General features: G+C 48.6%; 17 protein-coding genes. 11 read left to right on the forward strand and 6 right to left on the reverse strand.

Going from position 1 to position 19,066, the window contains the following annotated elements:
- Positions 1–10 precede the first annotated feature (10 nt).
- Complete coding sequence (nikB, locus tag ACFYU8_RS15460) at positions 11–931, reverse strand: nickel ABC transporter permease (protein WP_390299989.1); 921 nt, start codon at positions 929–931, stop codon at positions 11–13.
- A 13-nt stretch (positions 932–944) separates the two neighbouring features.
- Entirely contained in the window at positions 945–1,844 is a 900-nt protein-coding gene (nikC, locus tag ACFYU8_RS15465; protein WP_390299987.1) for a nickel transporter permease, read from the reverse strand.
- Between the two features lie 181 nt (positions 1,845–2,025).
- Between nikC and ACFYU8_RS15470 the strand changes: the two genes are divergently transcribed.
- The 7 genes from ACFYU8_RS15470 (at position 2,026) to ACFYU8_RS15500 (ending at position 11,572) form a co-directional block, all read left to right on the forward strand.
- Positions 2,026–3,267 carry an amidohydrolase gene (locus tag ACFYU8_RS15470; protein WP_390299985.1) on the forward strand — a complete coding sequence of 414 codons (1,242 nt, stop codon included), beginning with the start codon at positions 2,026–2,028 and terminating at the stop codon, positions 3,265–3,267.
- A 15-nt stretch (positions 3,268–3,282) separates the two neighbouring features.
- A complete protein-coding gene (locus ACFYU8_RS15475; protein WP_390299983.1) occupies positions 3,283–4,506 on the forward strand; it encodes an amidohydrolase in 1,224 nt (407 codons plus the stop codon).
- 34 nt (positions 4,507–4,540) lie between these two features.
- The gene (locus tag ACFYU8_RS15480) at positions 4,541–5,758 is read left to right on the forward strand and encodes an amidohydrolase family protein (protein ID WP_390299981.1); all 1,218 of its coding nucleotides are present in this window, start codon (positions 4,541–4,543) and stop codon (positions 5,756–5,758) included.
- A 196-nt stretch (positions 5,759–5,954) separates the two neighbouring features.
- Positions 5,955–6,629 (forward strand): ABC transporter ATP-binding protein, encoded by a 675-nt coding sequence (locus ACFYU8_RS15485; RefSeq protein WP_390299978.1) that lies wholly within the window; start codon positions 5,955–5,957, stop codon positions 6,627–6,629.
- Positions 6,592–7,770, forward strand: coding sequence for an efflux RND transporter periplasmic adaptor subunit (locus tag ACFYU8_RS15490; RefSeq protein ID WP_390299975.1), 1,179 nt, complete (start codon positions 6,592–6,594; stop codon positions 7,768–7,770). The genes ACFYU8_RS15485 and ACFYU8_RS15490 overlap by 38 nt, the downstream gene beginning before the upstream one ends.
- 18 nt (positions 7,771–7,788) lie before the next feature.
- Positions 7,789–10,674, forward strand: coding sequence for an ABC transporter permease (locus ACFYU8_RS15495; RefSeq protein WP_390300538.1), 2,886 nt, complete (start codon positions 7,789–7,791; stop codon positions 10,672–10,674).
- 4 nt (positions 10,675–10,678) lie between these two features.
- Positions 10,679–11,572 carry an ABC transporter ATP-binding protein gene (locus tag ACFYU8_RS15500; protein WP_390299971.1) on the forward strand — a complete coding sequence of 298 codons (894 nt, stop codon included), beginning with the start codon at positions 10,679–10,681 and terminating at the stop codon, positions 11,570–11,572.
- Positions 11,573–11,628: 56 nt separating this feature from the next.
- Here the strand turns inward: ACFYU8_RS15500 and ACFYU8_RS15505 are convergent, their stop codons facing one another.
- On the reverse strand, positions 11,629–12,507 hold the full coding sequence (locus ACFYU8_RS15505) for a LysR family transcriptional regulator (RefSeq protein WP_390299968.1): 879 nt from the start codon (positions 12,505–12,507) through the stop codon (positions 11,629–11,631).
- 112 nt (positions 12,508–12,619) lie between these two features.
- On the opposite strand from ACFYU8_RS15505, the gene ACFYU8_RS15510 reads away from it, so the two are divergent.
- The gene (locus ACFYU8_RS15510; RefSeq protein WP_390299966.1) at positions 12,620–13,636 is read left to right on the forward strand and encodes an MFS transporter; all 1,017 of its coding nucleotides are present in this window, start codon (positions 12,620–12,622) and stop codon (positions 13,634–13,636) included.
- A gap of 12 nt (positions 13,637–13,648) precedes the next feature.
- On the opposite strand, the gene ACFYU8_RS15515 is transcribed toward ACFYU8_RS15510, so the two are convergent.
- A complete protein-coding gene (locus ACFYU8_RS15515) occupies positions 13,649–14,533 on the reverse strand; it encodes a LysR family transcriptional regulator (RefSeq protein WP_390299964.1) in 885 nt (294 codons plus the stop codon).
- A 133-nt stretch (positions 14,534–14,666) separates the two neighbouring features.
- Here ACFYU8_RS15515 and ACFYU8_RS15520 point away from each other — a divergent pair, with 133 nt between their 5' ends.
- The gene (locus tag ACFYU8_RS15520) at positions 14,667–15,869 is read left to right on the forward strand and encodes an MFS transporter (protein WP_390299962.1); all 1,203 of its coding nucleotides are present in this window, start codon (positions 14,667–14,669) and stop codon (positions 15,867–15,869) included.
- Positions 15,870–15,949: 80 nt separating this feature from the next.
- Here the strand turns inward: ACFYU8_RS15520 and ACFYU8_RS15525 are convergent, their stop codons facing one another.
- Positions 15,950–16,780: a DUF92 domain-containing protein gene (locus ACFYU8_RS15525; RefSeq protein ID WP_390299959.1), complete on the reverse strand. Its 831-nt coding sequence runs from the start codon at positions 16,778–16,780 to the stop codon at positions 15,950–15,952.
- Between the two features lie 131 nt (positions 16,781–16,911).
- Between ACFYU8_RS15525 and ACFYU8_RS15530 the strand changes: the two genes are divergently transcribed.
- Complete coding sequence (locus ACFYU8_RS15530) at positions 16,912–17,286, forward strand: nuclear transport factor 2 family protein (protein WP_390299956.1); 375 nt, start codon at positions 16,912–16,914, stop codon at positions 17,284–17,286.
- A gap of 212 nt (positions 17,287–17,498) precedes the next feature.
- Here ACFYU8_RS15530 and ACFYU8_RS15535 read toward each other — a convergent pair whose 3' ends face one another.
- On the reverse strand, positions 17,499–17,879 hold the full coding sequence (locus ACFYU8_RS15535) for a B3/B4 domain-containing protein (RefSeq protein ID WP_390299952.1): 381 nt from the start codon (positions 17,877–17,879) through the stop codon (positions 17,499–17,501).
- A gap of 372 nt (positions 17,880–18,251) precedes the next feature.
- Here ACFYU8_RS15535 and ACFYU8_RS15540 point away from each other — a divergent pair, with 372 nt between their 5' ends.
- A complete protein-coding gene (locus tag ACFYU8_RS15540) occupies positions 18,252–19,031 on the forward strand; it encodes a TerC family protein (protein ID WP_390299949.1) in 780 nt (259 codons plus the stop codon).
- Positions 19,032–19,066: the final 35 nt, after the last annotated feature.

Below are 19,066 nucleotides of genomic sequence, written 5' to 3' on the forward strand. Positions count from 1 at the left end.
TGATCCCTCCTTAGTTCAAATCAATTCGTTTATTGAAGTAGCGATACAATACATCGACGAGCAGGTTTACGAACACGAAGATAATGGAAGCGATCAGTACACCGCCTTGTACGACAGGCAAATCACGCATGCGGATCGCATCGACGATCAAACGACCCAAGCCGTTGATGGCAAATACGGATTCTACGAGAACCGTACCACCTAAAAGGAAACCGAACTGCAAGCCGACTACGGTAATAATCGGGATCAACGCGTTTTTCAATGCGTGCTTGTAAACGATGACAGATTCTCTCAAGCCTTTTGCTTTCGCTGTGCGGATGTAGTCTTGACGCACGACGTCGAGCATACTGGAGCGAGTCATCCGAGCAACGATGGCAGCTCCAGCGGTACCGAGTGTGATCGCTGGCAAAACCATGTGCTTCCAGGTGCCCCAGCCTGCGACAGGGAAGAGTTGCAGCTTGACGGAAAACGTGTAGATCAAGCTCAAGCCGAGCCAAAAGCTTGGCAAGGATACACCGAGCAAAGCAATGACCATGATCGTAATATCAGCAGCAGAGTATTGCTTGGTAGCAGAGATGATACCTGCGATCATCCCGAGTACAACCGTTACCAAAATACTCGCAATGGCGAGTTCGATGGTAGCAGGCAAGCGCGCCATGATCTCATCCCACACGGGGAGATTGGAACGAAGTGATGTACCTAGATCACCTTGGAACACGTTGGCGACATATTGCGCGTACTGAACCATGATGGGTTGATCCAAGCCGAGCTGAGTACGCATATTTGCAATCGTTTCTGCAGAAGCGCCTTCACCGGCGAGCAATACAGCCGGGTCGCCAGGAACCATTTGCATGATCAAAAAAACGACCAGAATGACACCGAGCAGGACGGGAATCATCTGCAGCAGGCGACGGATAATGTAAACAAACATGAAGCATTCCCTCCTATTGTTTCATTCGTGGATCGAGAGCGTCCCTGAGGCCGTCTCCAAAGATGTTGAAGCCGAGAACAAGAGTTGCAATAGCGAAACCAGGGAACATGGCCAGATGCGGAGCGGTAAACAAGAAGTCGCGTCCGTTACTGAGCATGGCGCCCCACTCCGGCAGAGGAGGCTGTGCTCCCAGTCCAAGGAACGAAAGGCCAGCGGCGGATAGAATCGCGGTAGCTAGACGCATCGTTGCCTGTACGATAATAGGAGACAAAATGTTTGGGAAAATGTGTTTAAAGATAATCGTTAAGTCGTTGGCACCGAGTGAGCGGATCGCATCGATGTATTCCAGCTTTTTCACAGTCAAGGTAGAACCGCGAACGATCCGTGCAAATACAGGAATCGAGAAGATACCAACGGCGATCATGACGTTAAAGAGACTTGGGCCAAGTGCACTTACGATAGCCAGTGAAAGCAGGATTCCCGGGAAGGCGAGCAGTACATCGATAATACGGGAGATGACCGTATCTACCCAGCCCCCGTAGTAACCGGATAATAAGCCGAGAATAATTCCGAAAAATGCACCAATGAAGACTGCGACAAATCCGACGGACATCGAGAGCTGCGTTCCGTATAAAAGACGGCTCATTACATCCCGACCTTTGTCGTCGGTACCCATCCAGTGTTCAGCAGATGGTGGCTTCAACTTGTTAACCAAGTCAATTTCATATGGATCGTAGGGAGCGATGAATGGTGCCAACAGGGCAATCGCGATGTAAAAAATCACGATACAGCCGCCTACCATGGCGAGTTTGTTTTTTCGTAGTTTCCTGTAAAAAGTCCGCCATCTGCTAGGGCGAGCAGCCGCTGCTTTCGGCGGAAGAGCTTGATTGGTTGGTGCGATCTCAACCTTCATGGTGTAACCCCCTCCTTTGCTTACGTCAAAGTTATCAGAAAAATGTACGAAGTAAAGGCAATTTGAACAAGTCGTAAAAATAGTGAAAATAGACGTAAAGATTGTGCAAATCAAGTCTTTCGGCTTCCTAGATAATGGGGGAGAAAGGAATGGAGAGAGACAAAGAGAGGGTGGATAATGGATGGGCGTTACCTATTGGTTGACCAATGTTCGTTTGGAGACGGGCTACCGTCGGGAAAACGGTGTCGTCACGGGGACAGAGGCATCCTTGTTTCACATTTTGGTAAAAGACGGAAAATTCGCGCGTATTGTACCGGCGACAGAGAAGCTTACAGACGGTATTTTGCAAAAGGATGCAAAAGGCTTATTGGCACTCCCATCTTTCGTAGAGAAGCATGTTCATTTGGACAAAACGCTTCAGGGAGAACCATGGCGGGCCGTCATTCCTGTGTCCAATATTATTGAGCGCTGCGAAATTGAAAAGCGCACATTGCCAGGATTGCAGACAACCACAAAAGAGCGTGCAGAGAATCTGTTGGAGATCTTCTTGTCCTATGGCTCGACACACGTGCGTACACATGTGGACATTTACCCAGAAGTGGGAATCTCCAATCTAGAATCAGTGAAAGTAGCATTAGCAACTTACACGGATCGTGTCACTCACGAGATCGTGGCGTTTCCGCAGCATGGCTTGTTGCGAACGGATGCAAAAGCACTCTTGCGTGAGGCATTGCGTCAAGGGGCGACTCATGTTGGGGGCGTAGACCCAGCTAATGTGGATGGCGATATAGAAGAATCTTTGCACCATATGATGGAGCTAGCGGTAGAAGCAAACGCAGGTGTGGACTTGCATTTGCATGATCCAGGACATTTGGGAACTTATACGATGAAGCGGCTGGCAGCAATGACTGTTGACGCTGGCTGGCAAGGCCGCGTAGCAATCAGCCATGCGTTTGCTCTCGGAGACATTCCCGTACAAGAAGCAGAAGAGATGGCGACGATCCTGCGGGAAGCGGGCATCACAATTATCACCAGCGTGCCGTTTAGCCGCGTCATTCCACCTGTGCAGCTGTTGCACCAAAATGGCGTAGACGTTGCGGTTGGCTGCGACAACATTTTTGACACATGGCAGCCATACGGAAATGGTGATGTACTGGAGCGTCTCTGGCGACTGGCTGAACGTAACCGTTGGCTGGATGAGCTGTCCCTGTCTCAATCGCTGCGTTTTATCACAGGTGGCAAAACGACGCTGGATGCCAATGGAACACAGCTGTGGCCAGCACAAGGGGAAGACGCTAGCCTGATCCTCGTGGATGCAACCTGCTCAGCAGAAGCGATCGCGCGTCGTGCCAACCGACAGGCAGTATTCTTCAAAGGCAATCTCGCTTCTGGTCAAGTGGAAGAAGTGAACGTTACGTTGTAGAGGAGTGAAAAGCCGGTGAAATCTTCTCCTTATTGGATCGTCAACGCTCGATTGGAAATCGGATATGAGTGGGAAGAAGGCGTGATCAGTGGAACGCGGGCAGAAATGCGCGATTTGCTCATCGAGAATGGAAAAATCACACGCATTGTCCCTTCCAGTGAGATTTTGGAGGATGGGCTGCCGAAAAAGGACGCGAAAGGCTTATTGATTTTGCCGTCTATGGCCGAGAAGCACATTCATCTGGAAAAAACGTATTACAGCGGCCAGTGGAAGGCGACAACTCCCGTTAAAAACCTGTTCGAACGCCACGCTGAGGACAGAGGGCTGTTGCCGATGTATCTCAAACAGGCTCAGACAGGAGCAGAAAATATTCTCTCGCTACTGGTGCAAACAGGCGTTACGCATGTAAGGACGCATTGTCATGTGGACCCGCAGGTCGGTCTTGGGTTTTTGGAAGGAATGAAGAATGCGTTCGAGACGTATGCAGACCGCTTGTCCCACGAAATCGTCGCTTTTCCTCACTATGGCATGCTACGTACAGAAGCGCGAGACACGGTACGCGAGGCACTACGTCAAGGCGCCACACATGTAGGTGGCGTCGATCCGGGTGGGGTAGACGGTGACATCGAGCGTTCCCTGCAAACGATGCTAGAGCTGGCAGTCGAAGCGGATGCCGACATTGATATGCATTTGCATGATCCGGGGCATCTCGGAGTATTTACGATGAAGCGCCTCGCTGCTCTGACTGAAGAGGCAGGCTGGCAGGGACGTGTCACGATTAGTCATGCGATGGGATTGGGCGATGTTTCGCACGAGGAGGCCAGAGAGATGGCACAACGCCTCGCCTCCCTTGGCATTTCCATTGCATCGACAGTGCCGATTAATCGCCCGACCATTCCGATTCCGTTGCTACATCAAGAAGGAGTTGCCGTCATGCTTGGAAACGACAGCTTGACCGACAACTGGACACCCTTTGGCAGTGGAGACTTGTTGGAAAAAGCAGGACGACTGGCTGAACGCTTCCGCCTGACGGATGAAAGATCGTTAGGCGTAGCACTCGGTTTCGTGACAGAAGGGCGGATCACTCTCGATGAAGCAGGGAATCGCCTGTGGCCGTTGGTTGGAGATGAGGCGAGCTTGATGGCGGTCGAAGCGACGTGTTCAGCAGAAGCAGTTGCGAGACGTGCGAAACGCAAGGTCGTTCTTTTCCAAGGCAACCGGGTAGCGGGTGAGTGGTAGTACTACTTTTAAATAGAAAGGATGTCATGGATAGATGTCTACAGCCTATTGGATAACCAACGTCCGCTTGGAGAGCGGATACCGCAAAGAAAATGATAAGGTGGTTGCTACAGATACTGAAGAGGCGCATCTATTAATAGAAGAGGGACGAATTGCACAGATCGTGAATGGAGCTGCTCCACAAACTGAGCTGCCAACGAAGGCTGCCAGCGGTCTGTTGGCACTGCCGTCATTTAGGGATATGCATATCCACATCGATAAAACGTACTATGGCGGTCCTTGGAAGGCCGTTACGCCCGTGAAAAACATCTTGGGTCGACTGGAAGAAGAGAGCCAGCTCATGCCAAAGCTGCTGCCAACAGCCCAAGAGCGCGCAGAAAAAATGCTGGAATTGCTGCTGTCCGCAGGCTCCACCCATATTCGCTCCCATTGTAATATCGATCCGTATATCGGACTCAAGAACCTGGAAGCGACCATGGCAGCACTGGAAACCTTCAGCGGTCGACTGCATTGCGAGGTCGTTGCCTTCCCGCAGCAAGGCCTACTGCGGAGCAACCAAGTGGAGAACATCCGTCAGGCCTTGAAAATGGGCGCGACCTACGTTGGTGGTGTAGACCCAGCAACCGTCGATCAAAACATCGAAAAATCGCTCGCTACCATTTTTGAGCTGGCCGTTGAGGCAAATGCGCCAATCGACGTTCACTTGCATGACCCAGATCATCTCGGGGTGTTTACATTCAAGCGTCTGGCTAAAATGACAGAAGAAGCAGGGTGGCAAGGTCGAGTTACCATCAGTCATGCCAACTCCCTTGCTGACATCAGTCTGGAAGAAGCAGGCGAAGTAGCAGAAATGCTCGCTGGCTTGGGCATTTCGATCACTTCCACTGTACCAGTGAACAGAGGGACGATCCCGATCCCATTGCTGCATGAGAAAGGCGTTTCGGTCTCTCTCGGAGACGACAGTATTACCGATCACTGGTCGCCATTTGGACAAGGCGATAGCTTGGAAAAAGCAGGTCGCTTGGCAGAGCGCTTCCGCATGCAAGATGAGCGTTCGCTGTCCCAAGCATTGGGCTTCATTACAGGTGGGAAAACGCCGCTGGATAAAGAGGGCAACTGCATGTGGCCAAATGTTGGAGACGAGGCGGATATCGTATTCGTTCAGGCATCCTCGGCAGCAGAAGCAGTTGCACGCCGTGCGAAGCGTCAAGCGGTCATATACCGTGGGAATGTTGTTTCTGGGGCTTTGTAAAATCAAAAATGAAAGAATAAAAAGGCAGAACCACAGGGTTCTGCCTTTTTTCTTTTGGTAAGTGGCTGTAATGACCATACCGCGGAATTTATTTTCGTTTATATTAGTTTATTCCAATTTTATTAAACAATGGATTTCGTTTGCGTTACTATTAATAAAACTCATATTTTTCAGATATATTTTCGGGGGTGTCATTTTGTCGTTCATTGCAGAGACAAAAAACGTAGAACGCACGTTTGGTAGAGGGGCAACTGCCGTCAGAGCGCTTGCGGGCGTAAAAATGCGCGTAGAATCAGGCCGATTACTCGTACTAAAAGGCAGATCAGGATCAGGAAAAACGACTCTATTAAACCTTTTGGGTGGTCTCGATCGTCCGACGGTAGGAAGCGTGTACTTTCAGGGACGTGAAATCGGCCAGCTATCGGATCATGAGCGAACGAGGATCAGGCAAAAGAACATGGCATTTATCTTTCAGTCGTTTGGCTTGCTTCCGCTGATGTCAGCCGCTGAAAACGTCGAGTTTGGACTGCGGCTGTCAGGGGTGCCTGCTACCGAATGGAAGGAGCGTGTTCGCGAATCGCTTGATATCGTTGGACTGTCCAAACGGGCGCATCATCGGCCATTTGAGATGTCCGGTGGAGAACAGCAGCGCTGTGCGATTGCTAGAGCTGTTGCGAATAGGCCGACATTACTATTGGCGGATGAGCCGACAGCTGAGCTGGATAGTAAAACGGGTCTGCAAATTAGCCGTCTGTTTCGCCATCTGGTCGATGAAGGTGCTATGAGCATTGTTATGACGACACATGATCCTGGTGTAATGGAGGTGGCGGACGATGTCTATGAATTGGAGGACGGTCGTATCAAGGAATAGCAAATTAAAATGGGCGTACGTAGCCGTTTTCCTTTTGTTGACGGGCTGTTCCCTATTTCCTAAGGAAGAGGAGGTTCTGGCTCCGCCATTAGTAGAGCCGTCACCTATCAAATACGAGGTAGCAGAAGTTTTGCAAGGGACGATAGTAAAAAGTGTGAAAGGAAACGCCTCCTTCACGACCGTGAAAACGGCGGAGCTCTCTTTCCCGGAGACGAAGGGACTGCGGCTGAAGTCGTTCTCTGTCCAAGGCGGCGATCAGGTGAAAAAAGGACAGGTACTTGCTGAATTGGATGCGGCTGAAATGGAGAGGTCGATCGAGTCGGCCCGGTATGAAGTGGAGAAGGCAAAGCTGGAGCTGCTTGAAGCCCAGCAGGATAATCACTACGAAGTGGAATCCGCCAAGCTGGACGTTATGAAGGCAGAGATGAACGCCAAGGTAAACGAGACCAAGCTAGCCAAGATCGAATTGGAAAAGACTCAGCTAGACTTGGCGAAATTGCAGGATCCCAAGAAGAGGCAGTACGTGGTGGAGCGTGCCAGGCTTAATGTGAAGCAAAAAGAGATGGACCTGAAGAACCTGCAACAGCGTTGGGCCGAGACCAAGCTGATCTCGCCCTTTGACGGCATCGTGCTTTTTACAAGCAACAAGCAGGTGGGAGATGAGGTGGAAGCGCATCAAAAGTTGGTAACGATAGGCGATCCGAACAAGCTGTTCGTGGTGTATACAGCTCCCGAGAAAGAGGCGCTGCAAGATGTTAGGGAAGGGATGAAGGTTATTCTCTCGGGCAAAGACGACGAAAAAGGCGAGGGGACAGTTGTTCAGACACCCCTGCATGTCCCAGCCAATTTACCAGAGGATTTGACAAAGCTGTATCAGAGAAGTCTACTCATTGTACCGAAAATCCCTCCGAAGGGCTTGGAGATCGGGACAGGGGTCAGTATTGAAGTGATTGTAGACAAGCAGGATCAGACTCTTTTTATACCGAGAAAAGCACTTCATGAATTATCAGGTAGGAAGTACGTTCGGGTGCTCGACGGGAATAGCAAGAAGGAAGTGGACGTGGAGACAGGTATCATGACCCAGACGGAGGTTGAGATTCGCAAAGGTCTTTCGGCAGGCCAACTGGTTATTTTGGAATAGGGGGACAATGTCGTGGCGATGCTGCAAATGATCTTGCGGAAAATGATGAATAACCGCTGGCTGGTCGGCAGCCTGCTGATCGGGCTGATCGTCGCTGTCGGACTGGTATCGAGTATACCCGCGTTCACGTCAGGGGTACTGCAACGCATGTTGACAAAGGATCTGGAGGAATACCAAAAGAATGCGAAGCGTTTCCCCGGCGGTTTGCTGATCTCCGTCAATCAAAACAAGCTCGGGAAGAATGGTGCGGCTCTTGTTGATGAAATGGCCGCGCACCTTCAAAACAACGTGATTGGTTCGCTGGGGGTACCCGTGTATGAAGAAGTGACCATTTTGCGGACAATCCCGTTTGACGCCAGACAGCAAAACATACAACCGAAGAGCCCGATCAGTTCCGAGAGTACGCGGCTTTATTCCCTCAGCGCTCTGGAGCAGCACATGACGCTTGTTGACGGCCATCTGCCTGCTGCAACTCCCGTCGATGGCGTATACGAAGCGTTGGTAACGGAAAAAACGTTAAAGGATCGGCGGATGGTGCTGGGCAGCCTTTATGAGCTGACCACGAACGAAGTAAAAGGACTCAAGGTGCGAATCAAACCGGTCGGCGTTTTCAAGGAAAAAGAGGGGAACGATCCTTATTGGTTTGTTACGACCAGTGAATACTCCAATGGCTTCATATTGGATGAACGCCTTTATCGGAAGACATTTTTGGAAGAGAAGAATCTGGTCATTTCAACCCAGATGTATACCGCTTTTCACTACCAATCATTTCAAATAAGCGATACAGAGAAGCTGAATGCAGTCGTGGCCGGGATCGAAGGCAAACTGCAACAGCACGGATTGAAAAAAGCGGAAATCAATGTGCAGTTTCCGGCGGCCAGTATCGTGGGCAAGTACAATGAGCAAGAGAAGCAATTCAAAACCATTCTCTGGTCGCTCTACATCCCCATTTTCATCATGCTGGGTCTTTATCTTGTGATGGTTTCGGGATTAATTGTGGAGAGGCAACGAACGGAAATTGCAGTGCTGGGCAGTAGGGGAGCCAGCAGAATGCAAATTTTTTCTATTTATTTCATGGAGATCGCTATTTTGGGGTTGTGTGCTTTTCTGGTCGGTCCATTTGTGGGGATACAGCTTAGTAAGATACTCGGCATCTCGAATGGATTTCTCGAATTCGTCGATCGCAAAGGTCTGGATGTCACCATTAGTCCCGAAGTCTTCGTGTATGCTGCGTGGATGGTGCTCGCCTGTATCACACTCGTTTTGATTTCTGTGTTTCTGGCAACCAGGCAAAACATCGTCACACACAAGCAAAGCATGGCGAGGATGGGTGGACAAGCGATTTGGCATCGGCTGTTTCTCGACGTACTGCTACTTGCGATCTCGTGGTATGGATGGTATTCCTATCAAAACGCCGCTGAAACCGCAGCAAAAATGAGCGAAGGGGCTTCGGCCATCTCGATTGATTTCCTTCTCTTTTTTGTGCCCGTTCTGTTTTCGCTTGGTTTGGGCCTGCTTCTTCTCCGATTGTATCCGTGGATCCTACGATTGATGTCTTGGGCAGGACGCTCCTTCTTCCCGCTTTCTCTGCATACGACGCTGGTGCAGGTAGGGAGGGCTCCACGGCAATATCATTTTCTCATGCTCTTCGTGACAATTACAGTCGCCGTAGGGATGTTTAGCGCAAGCATGGCACGGACGATTAATCAAAATGCAGAGGAGAGAATCCATTACCAAACTGGCGCGGATATTCGTTTGAAGGCGGAGTGGAAGAGCGACAAACCGGAAGTAACGGTCTTTCGGCGAGGAAATAATGTTGCAGAAGAAGGGGAGAAGGTGGAAGTGGAAAAAGAGCCTGTAGCTCCTCCCGTTCAGTATGTAGAGCCGGATTTTGACTTGTACAGCAGCCTGCCCGGGGTTGAGCATGCAACGAAAGTCTATATGAACGGGCTGGCGGAGGCTTCTTTTCGGGGCGATCCTGTGAAGGACATCACCTTGATGGGGATCGATCCCCAAGAGTTTGCAAAGACCGCTTGGATGAAGCCAGACTTGCTGCCACATCACTTCCACGAGTATTTGAATTTGATGGCAAAAGAACCGCGTGCCCTATTGCTGTCTCGCAGCCTCGCAGACAAGCTGCATGTGGTGGAAGGACAAACCATCCTGCTTGGTTGGGGAGATACTCGTAGAGTTGAAATGATTGTGTATGCCATCGTGGATTACTGGCCGGGATGGAATCCTGCACCTGTAAAAAGCACATACGGAAGCAGAATGGAAGAACCGTATTTGGCAGTCGCCAATCTCCCGTTCGTGCAAGACAAGATTCACCTGGAGCCGTATGAGGTTTGGATCAAAATGAAAGAGGGATCGTCTTCTGAATCGCTTTACAAGGGTCTGGAACAAGAGGGAGTCAAGCTCGCCATGCTGAATAATGCCAAACAGCAGGTCATCCAGGTGAAAAACAGCGCATTTTATTTGGGGCTGAACGGATCGCTGACGCTTGGGTTCCTGCTTTCCATGTTGGTCACCTTTATCGGCTACGTGTTGTACTGGGTGCTTACACTTGGAGCTAGAAAATTGCAATACGGGGTGTTCCGCGCGATGGGTATGCCATTCAGACAGCTTCTTGCCATACTCGCGTGGGAGCAGCTCTTGACGTTTGGCGTCGCTTTTGCGATGGGAATGACAGCGGGCAAGCTGGCAAATAGCCTGTTTTTGCCTGCACTCAGTCTCTATTTGCATGCCGATAAGCAAGTTCCTCCCTTTACTGTCATTTCGAGGCTTCAAGATGAACAAATCATTTATACGTTCATTGCTGTGACACTGGTTATCGGAATCGGAATCGTCGGTATCCTGTTATCACGGATGCAGATCCATCAAGCCGTGAAGCTGGGGGAGGACTAAACAGATGATCGTATGCGAGAATTTGGTTAAAATCTACAAGGCAAATGATCTGGAAGTGGTGGCGCTGCAAGGATTGGATCTGCGTGTAGAGACGGGAGAGCTGATGGGGATCATCGGGAATAGCGGCAGCGGCAAATCAACGCTTTTGAACATGCTGGGAGGACTGGACCGTCCCTCAGCAGGAAAACTTTCCGTGGCGGGAGCTGATTTGTTTCGATTGACGACTTCCGAGCTGGTTCAGTATCGCTTGCAGACCGTAGGCTTTGTCTGGCAGAACAACGCCCGCAATCTGATCCCGTATCTATCTGCTCTGCAAAATGTGGAGATGCCAATGCTTTTGCGGGGCAAACGAAAAAGGGAGCGCGCCCACGAGTTGTTGGAGCTGGTGGGGCTGGGTCATCGAAAAAAGAACAAGCTGAGCGAACTGTCTGGCGGGGAGCAGCAGCGGGTAGCCATCGCGATCGCTTTGGCGAACGAGCCCAAGTTGCTTTTGGCAGATGAGCCGACTGGCAGTGTAGACACTCGAACGGCAGCCATGATTTTAGATTTGTTTCAAGAGCTGAACCGTTCGTTCGGGCTAACCGTCGTCATCGTGACTCACGACTTGGAGCTGGCGCGCAAAGTGGATCGCGTCGTAGCCATTCGGGACGGGAAAACGTCCAGCGAGTTGTTGCGGCGAAAAGGAACAGAAGAAGACACTTCCGAGTCTTGGGATGAGGAAGCGAATGCGGATACTTATGAAGAATTGGCGGTGCTCGATCAGGTAGGGAGGCTGCAGATCCCAATGGAATACCTTCAGGCTATCCAAGCAGACGGCAAGCTGCGAATCGAGCTGGAAGAAGAGCGAATTATCCTGACGACGCCTGTATCCTCTAAAAAAACAGACACGCGAATGTGAACTGCACCCCAATTGTTAGACACACCTAACAATTGGAGGTGCAGTTTTTTTATTATTTAATTTGATAGAGCCTTAAAATAATCGACAACAACCTCACGGAATTCTTGAGCGGCTCGCGAAATGTACCGACTCCGGTGCCATAATAATGCTATTTCCCGTACCAATTCGTGATTCTCTACTCGAAGATACTTGATTTGTTCACGAGAATCTCTTGCCGTGCTTGGTATGAAGGCTATGCCGATGTCTGCTTCCACCAGCTGAATCAGCCTTGCAGGTTCATCTCCCTCATACACATATTTAGGTGTGAATCCAACCGACTTGCATATAGAGTCTACGAAATCGCGTGTTCCGTACCCTTTCTTTACACCAACAAACCATTCATCTTTAAGATCTGTCAAAGATACGATGCTTCGGTCTGCCAGTCGATGTCCCCTTGGAACAGCTACGAGGATAGGGTCAATGAACACAATTTGACATTCAATGTCATCCTCTTGTATGGGAGGTGAGGACAAGCAAAAATCGACCTCTCCTCTATGAAGAAGCGTAACCATTTCCTGCGTGGTGAGCATTTGTACATGAAATTGGATATCGGGCCGCTTTTTCCGAAACTCTCGAAGGATATTGGGCAACGTGCTTGCAGTAGTCACCGCCAATTCCAGTGTGCCGTATTCCAGGTTGGACAAATCGCGAAGCTCCAGCTTCCCCTGTTCCAATTCAAACAAAGCTCTTTCCACCCTGCAAAGGAATTTGCTTCCGTACTCATTCAGACGCAGCTTTCTCCCTTTTCGATCAAATAGAGGGGCTCCGAGATCCTCTTCCAATCGTTGAATTGTTTTGCTTAGCGACGATTGGGTCACATGCAGACTTCGTGCGGCTTCGGTCACATGTTCCATACGAGCTACCGCGAGAAAGTATTGCAGTTGAAGAAGCTCCATTCAGCACCCTCCATTCATTCCTTCCAATCAATAAAATCATAAAATGAAATGCGTTGGAGTGAATGTTTGTATTGCAGTACGATATCATCAAAACGCTTTAAGGGGGCTAAAAATGGGGGCTCACAACAGGTGGTTGATGATTTCCGTACTGTCCATATTCCTATCCGGGGCAGCAGCGATTGGACCTTTTATTGGCGGGGTTTTGATTCATTATTGGGATTGGTCTGCTATCTTTCTCGTTAATATTCCGTTCGCGGTGGCGAGCTTGCTGTTAGGCTGGAGGATGATTCCAAGAGACGAATCGGCATCATCTGTAGCACATAACATGTCCTTTCGAAAATGGCTGGATTTGATTGATGCAACAGGGATTCTGCTCTTCACAGTGGGTCTGGTTGCCCTGCTGGTTGAATTCCTGTCAGCAAAATCATCGGGGCATGTCTCATGGTGGCCTATCATGGTTGGGGGGATCGGTCTCGTTACACTGGGGGCTTTCGTACGACATGAGTTAAAAACAACTTCACCGTTTATTCCTCTACGGACATTTGCCAAGTATCCTGCGATGACGTGGGTCAATATTGAATTCATGCTCGCTAACGTCCTTTTTTATTCGCTTTTTTTCGGGCTTCCGTCCTACTTGCAAATGGTTCGTCATATCAGCGAGTTTCATACAGGAATGCTCATGCTAAGCCTAGGTTTATGCTCACTCGTTGCTTCTCCAATAGCAGGACGATGGATTGATAAATCAGGACCTCGGCCAGCATTGTTCGTATCCGCCATACTGATGACATTTGGGTCCGTGTGGCTCGTGACATTCAATCAAGATTCACATGTGATCAGCGTGTGTGTGGCATTAGCTGCATTCGGTATTAGCAACGGGTTAAACAATGTCGGAATGCAAGCAGCCTTGTTCAAAAGTTCTCCAAAAGAAATCATCGGAGTAGCATCCGGATTATTTCAAACATCCAGATATCTGGGAACCATTCTCTCCTCGTTGTTGATCGGCATTGTTATGGGAGATAAGTTCAGCGCCGAGGGGTTGCAAGTGCTTGGCATTATCCTCACAACAATAGCGTTGTCTTTGGTATTCATGAGTTGGCGACGGGAATCAAGGCAATGGGGGGAGTCGTAGGTTCACCCACCCCTATTCAAAATCGCAAGCATGGTTCAAAATAAATTGTTTAAATTTTTCAGTTGCAGGTGATAAATACCTTCCTTCTACCCAAGCAATTCCAATTGTTCGTTGGCACTTCGGACTTTTGACAGGTATTTGTGTGATCTTGCTCTGGTCCGTTCCCTTTAAATTGGGCAAAAGTGAGATTCCCAGTCCAGCAGCGACCAGTCCTGCAACGGTATCTGCTTCCTCTCCTTCAAATGTAATCGGAGGTGCAATTCCCGCTACTTGAAACAATTGCTCGACGGTGATACGAAGGGAGTACCCTTCTTTTAAATGGATAAAGGATTCATCTGCAATCTCTTCTAACGTAATCGAGGTACGATTTGCATACTTGTGGTCTATGGGGACAATCACAAAAAGTTCTTCATTCCAAAGAGGCTTCCATACAAAGGGAGGTCTCATATCCATAGGAGCAAGGAGACAAAGATCAAATTCTCCTACTTGCAACTGATTCATAAGGGTATGAGAGGGGCCTTGTCCGAGTCGAAAATGGATGTTTGGGTAGTGGGAGCGAAAAGAAGCCAGTAAATCAGGGATGCGACTGGTACTTAACGTGTGCAGAAACCCAAGCGACACTTCTCCCTTATCGGGATCAAGCAAATCCATGATTTCTTGTTTTCCTTCATGAAATTCCTTCATCATATTTTCGACGCGCTTTAAAAAGATATGACCATATTTATTGAGCCGAATCGAACGTCCCTGACGGTCAAACAAGGGCACGCCTATTTCATCCTCAAATCGGGCGATCGAACGACTAAGGGCAGACTGGGAAATAGAGAGAGCTTCGGCAGCATGAGTCACGTGTTGGATTCTTGCCAGGGTTTGAAAATATTCGAACTGTTGCCATTCCATTCGAAAGCACCACTTTCCGTTCGGAGTTTTCATTACATAGATGCATGAAAAACATGATTATAATGAATTATACATCATAGAAAAATGGTGATACCATGAAACCATAATAATCCTGAAATATGATGGTGATCACATGATACAACAAGGCACGCCACTTTTTCGCAAAACCAGCTTTGCTTTCTTTGCCGCTGGTTTCAATACGTTTGCTATTCTTTACTGCGTACAGCCTTTATTGCCTGAATTCTCAAAAGAGTTTGCGATTGATCCGACGACAGCAAGCCTTTCCCTCTCCATTACAACCATGGTTCTTGCTATCAGTATGCTCATTTTTGGTTCGCTGTCTGAAGTATGGGGACGCAAGCCAATCATGATCTTTTCCATGCTTGCTTCCTCTGTGTTTTGTATTCTCACAGCATTCAGTTCGAATTTTCATGTTCTCCTAGTATTTCGAACGATTGAAGGAATTTCATTGGCGGGCTTACCTTCCATTGCAATGGCCTATCTTGGAGAAGAAATCGAATCCAAAAGTCTTGGAGCGGCTATGGGTCTCTACATATGTGGCAATTCAATTGGGGCTGTTTTTGGCAGGGTTTTCTCAGGCATGATGAGTGACTACTTTGGCTGGCAGATCGCAATAGGGGGGATTGGACTCATCAGTCTTGCTGCCACAGTGATTTTTTGGAACGCCTTACCACCTTCCCAAAATTTCAAAGCGCGCCCATTCGTAATTAGAAAGTTAGGTCAGTCATTAATGGACCATCTAAAGGCACCAGGTCTCGTTTGCTTGTTTGTCATCGGATTTTTACTTCTAGGAAGTAATGTAGCGTTATTCAATTACATCGCTTATGTATTGCTCGAAAAGCCCTATTCACTCAGCCAAACATTTATCAGTTGGACATTTTTAATTATGATCATCGGAATGTTCAGTTCTGTTTGGATTGGAAAATTAGTAGATCGTCACGGTAAGCAAAAGCTGTTATTCATTAGCTTATTCCTTGCATTGATCGGCGTCTGTTTGACGTGGGATTCGAATCTCATTGTAAAAATAGGAGGACTAGGATTTTTTACTTTTGGATTCTTTGGAGCTCATTCCGTTGCAAGTAGCTGGGTAGGCCAGCTTGCTTTGCAGAACAAAGCACAAGCTTCTTCCTTGTATTTATTTTTCTACTATACGGGTTCAAGTGTAGGGGGAACACTCGGAGGATTGTTCTGGTCTGCATACGGATGGGGAGGAGTAATCAGCATGAATGTCGGTTTTCTCGTAGTTGGCTTCATACTTTGGGCGTGGGTTTCAAAAATGGCACAGAACGCGAATAAAGTGACGAAAATAGCCTAGGCTTGGGGCCTATTAGTAAAAACGGAAACACCCAGTATCGTTCGGCGATACGAAGTCTTTCCGTGTCTTTGCATGTCCAACTATAAGCCAACTGCCAGTGCCAACAAGACCGCAGAAGCACCACCTGCAAGCGAACCAGCGACATTGACGACATCATTGTTCCAACCGGCGCGGCCGCGGATTCGCACGGCTGGCCTGCCGCAGTGGTCAGCCTGCTCGATTTCTCGACCGCAAACGTCGCAACAGTACATTTGCTGCCATGTCGCACCGATCCACGAATCGACCAGCGACCCGATAATGCCCGCAAGTCCTGCTATTCCGATCCAGGCTGCCAGTCTAAGTGCAGGCGCGGCCACATCCGGCGCGGATTGGCCAGTTACAGCAAGCAGTAACCAAGCTGCACCGCCGATAAATAGACCACCGGCCAGCGAAGCACCTATGCCCAGGACAGAAACGCCACCGGATGTGCCTGGCGGAACGCGCTGACCCGTTTTGATCGATCTCGGGGGCGTCCGGCTCAAGCCGCCGATTTCTGTCGCCCATGTATCGGCAGTGACCGCTGCCATCACGCCGAGGAAGGCGTACCACCACAGAGAATGCGGCCACGCCCAGTCTGCTACACATAACAGCAGCCCTAGCCCTCCGTTTGCGAGTACCTGTCCAGCATCGCGCCTCCCAGTTTTCTCATAACCGCTCTCTGCCTCTTCCTTTTTATGCTTTTTCCACTTGGACAATAAGGTGGACGAGACAAAAAAAGCGATGAGAGAGCCGAACCAGACAGGGCTTCCGAGTGCGTACATCACGGTGCCCAGTATCACCGCCGCCAAAAAGCCGGAACCGGACAGCGACCGTTTTACATAAGCCGCCCCTGCAATCCCGGTGCTGCAGGCCAGACCTATTAACCACTCCACAGTTTCCCGCCCCCTTTGCTGTGAACTATTATACCTTAACGCAGCAGGCTAGATGAGCGGTTTCCTCTAGAAAATGGTAAGTTTAAAATACCAACTCTGAGGAACCTTTATGAAAGAAAGGATGATTTGTTATGAAGACGTCATATAAAGAGAATGCGGTGTCGTTTTTGCAACTGGTAGCGTCGGGGAATGTGCGAGAAGCATACCAAAGCTACACAGGTCCGAATTTCCGCCACCATAATCCTTATTTCCGTGGCGATGCGCATTCACTTATGCTTGCAATGGAAGAGAACGCCGCAAAGAATCCTCATAAAATTCTCGAAGTGAAACGTGTCATCGAAGAGGGGGATGTCGTTGCGGTTCACTCCCATGTGAAGCAAAACCAAGAGGATATTGGGGGAGCTGTCGTCCATATCTTCCGTTTTCATCAGGATCGAATCGTCGAATTATGGGATGTAGGTCAGGCCATACCGGAAAAATCCCCCAATGAGAATGGAATGTTCTAAAGTAGGATATTGTTGTTGAGGAACGGGCATCGATAGTTGAATAAACACAAAAAACGGCAGCCTGTACAATTGGCTGTCGTTCGTCCATATCGACTCACAAGGCATCATTTTTATCGCATTCACTTCAATCTTCACCATACCACCAAGATTATGTGACACGAAATCAGACAATTCTTTAAGCGCCCTATGAAACTCATCACTTCTAGTGTCATCTATTCATTCAATACGATATCTTCTCCGCCACACGGAAGCCCATAACGCAATGAAATGGAATTATAGATGTCAACAAGCGGGTTTATGGTTCCGATATGATTGCTATTTTTCACTCGTTTTAATAAAGCCTCAATGGAACACCTTGCCCCTTTCTTTGTCTTGAATTTCTGAAAAGCTTCTCGCCAAACGGATATGACTGGATTGCTACTGAATTCCTCCAGACTTAATAATTTATGAGCTTCTTTCTCTGCCTCCTGCAGCAGCTTCTCGTAGATTTCAACGTCCCTTATTGAATTATCAATCCCCTGGCAAATCAAGATGCCTATTTTTGCCTGAGGGAATAACGACCAAAAATCATCTTCAATAATAAATCTAGGCATAAAAAATCTCTCCTTTTGACTTTACAGATTGTAAATTTCATCAGGCACTCTTATGTTTTGGAGGGGCTCGCAAAGGCGGAGAATACCCCTAGAACAATGATGAAATCCAACTTGGTATGAAGCTCTTAAAAAGGCTTGGTTATAGTTCGATAGCTCAATCTTTTAATCGCGAATAACCACCCAAGCTGGTAAGAGAAAAAAGAAGAAATAAACTGGGCAGGGATGACCCCCAGCAGTAAAAGTCCGATAAAACTGAAACCTAATCCACATTAGGATATGTTTATATGCTTATAAATAACGGGAATATCGTATACTAGAAAAAGGATGGATTTACCACAAAGAGGGATAGGACTAGCATAAGGGGGGACTGGAATGGATTGGGCTATGATATTGGAGTATGGATGGGTGCTACTTGTCCTGATTGGCCTAGAAGGGATCTTGGCGGCAGACAATGCTTTGGTGATCGCAATTATGGTGAAGCATCTGCCAGAGAAAGAGAGAAAGAAAGCTCTATTTTATGGGCTTGCTGGAGCCTTCCTGTTTCGTTTCGGTTCGCTGTTTATCATTTCTTACCTCGTGGACGTATGGCAAGTCCAGGCAATCGGGGCGGCTTACCTCCTGTTTATAGCCATACACCATATCGTGAAGAAATTTATTTTGCGCAAAGATTACAATCAGGAGACTGCCACTGCTGAGAAGAAAGGCTCTGGATTGTGGATGACAGTCCTGAAAGTAGAATTAGCGGACCTTGCCTTTGCAGTTGACGCTATCCTCGCTGCTGTTGCCTTCGCTGTGACACTTCCGGAAACGTCTTTGCCAGATGTAGGTGGATTGGATGGCGGGCAGTTTGGTGTCATTCTCGCAGGTGGGATCATCGGTTTAGTCATTATGCGATTTGCCGCTTCTTATTTTGTCGGGTTGCTGCAACGCAAGCCTGGAATAGAGACAGCCGCATTTTTGATCGTCGGCTGGGTTGGCGTCAAGTTGGCCGTATACACACTGTCGCACCCTGAGCTAGGGTATTTGGCAGCTGATTTTCCAAAGTCGGTCGCGTGGAAGGCAACATTCTGGACTGTTCTTCTCTTGATCGCTGTACTGGGTTGGTTCTTATCTAAAGATAAGGAATCTTCCTCCAATCATCCTGCAGCTTAATATCCGACAAGACATAAAGAGGCTTCGCCCAAATG

Source organism: Brevibacillus sp. NPDC003359 (genome assembly GCF_042878995.1).
In the GTDB taxonomy this organism is placed as follows: Bacteria; Bacillota; Bacilli; order Brevibacillales; family Brevibacillaceae; genus Brevibacillus.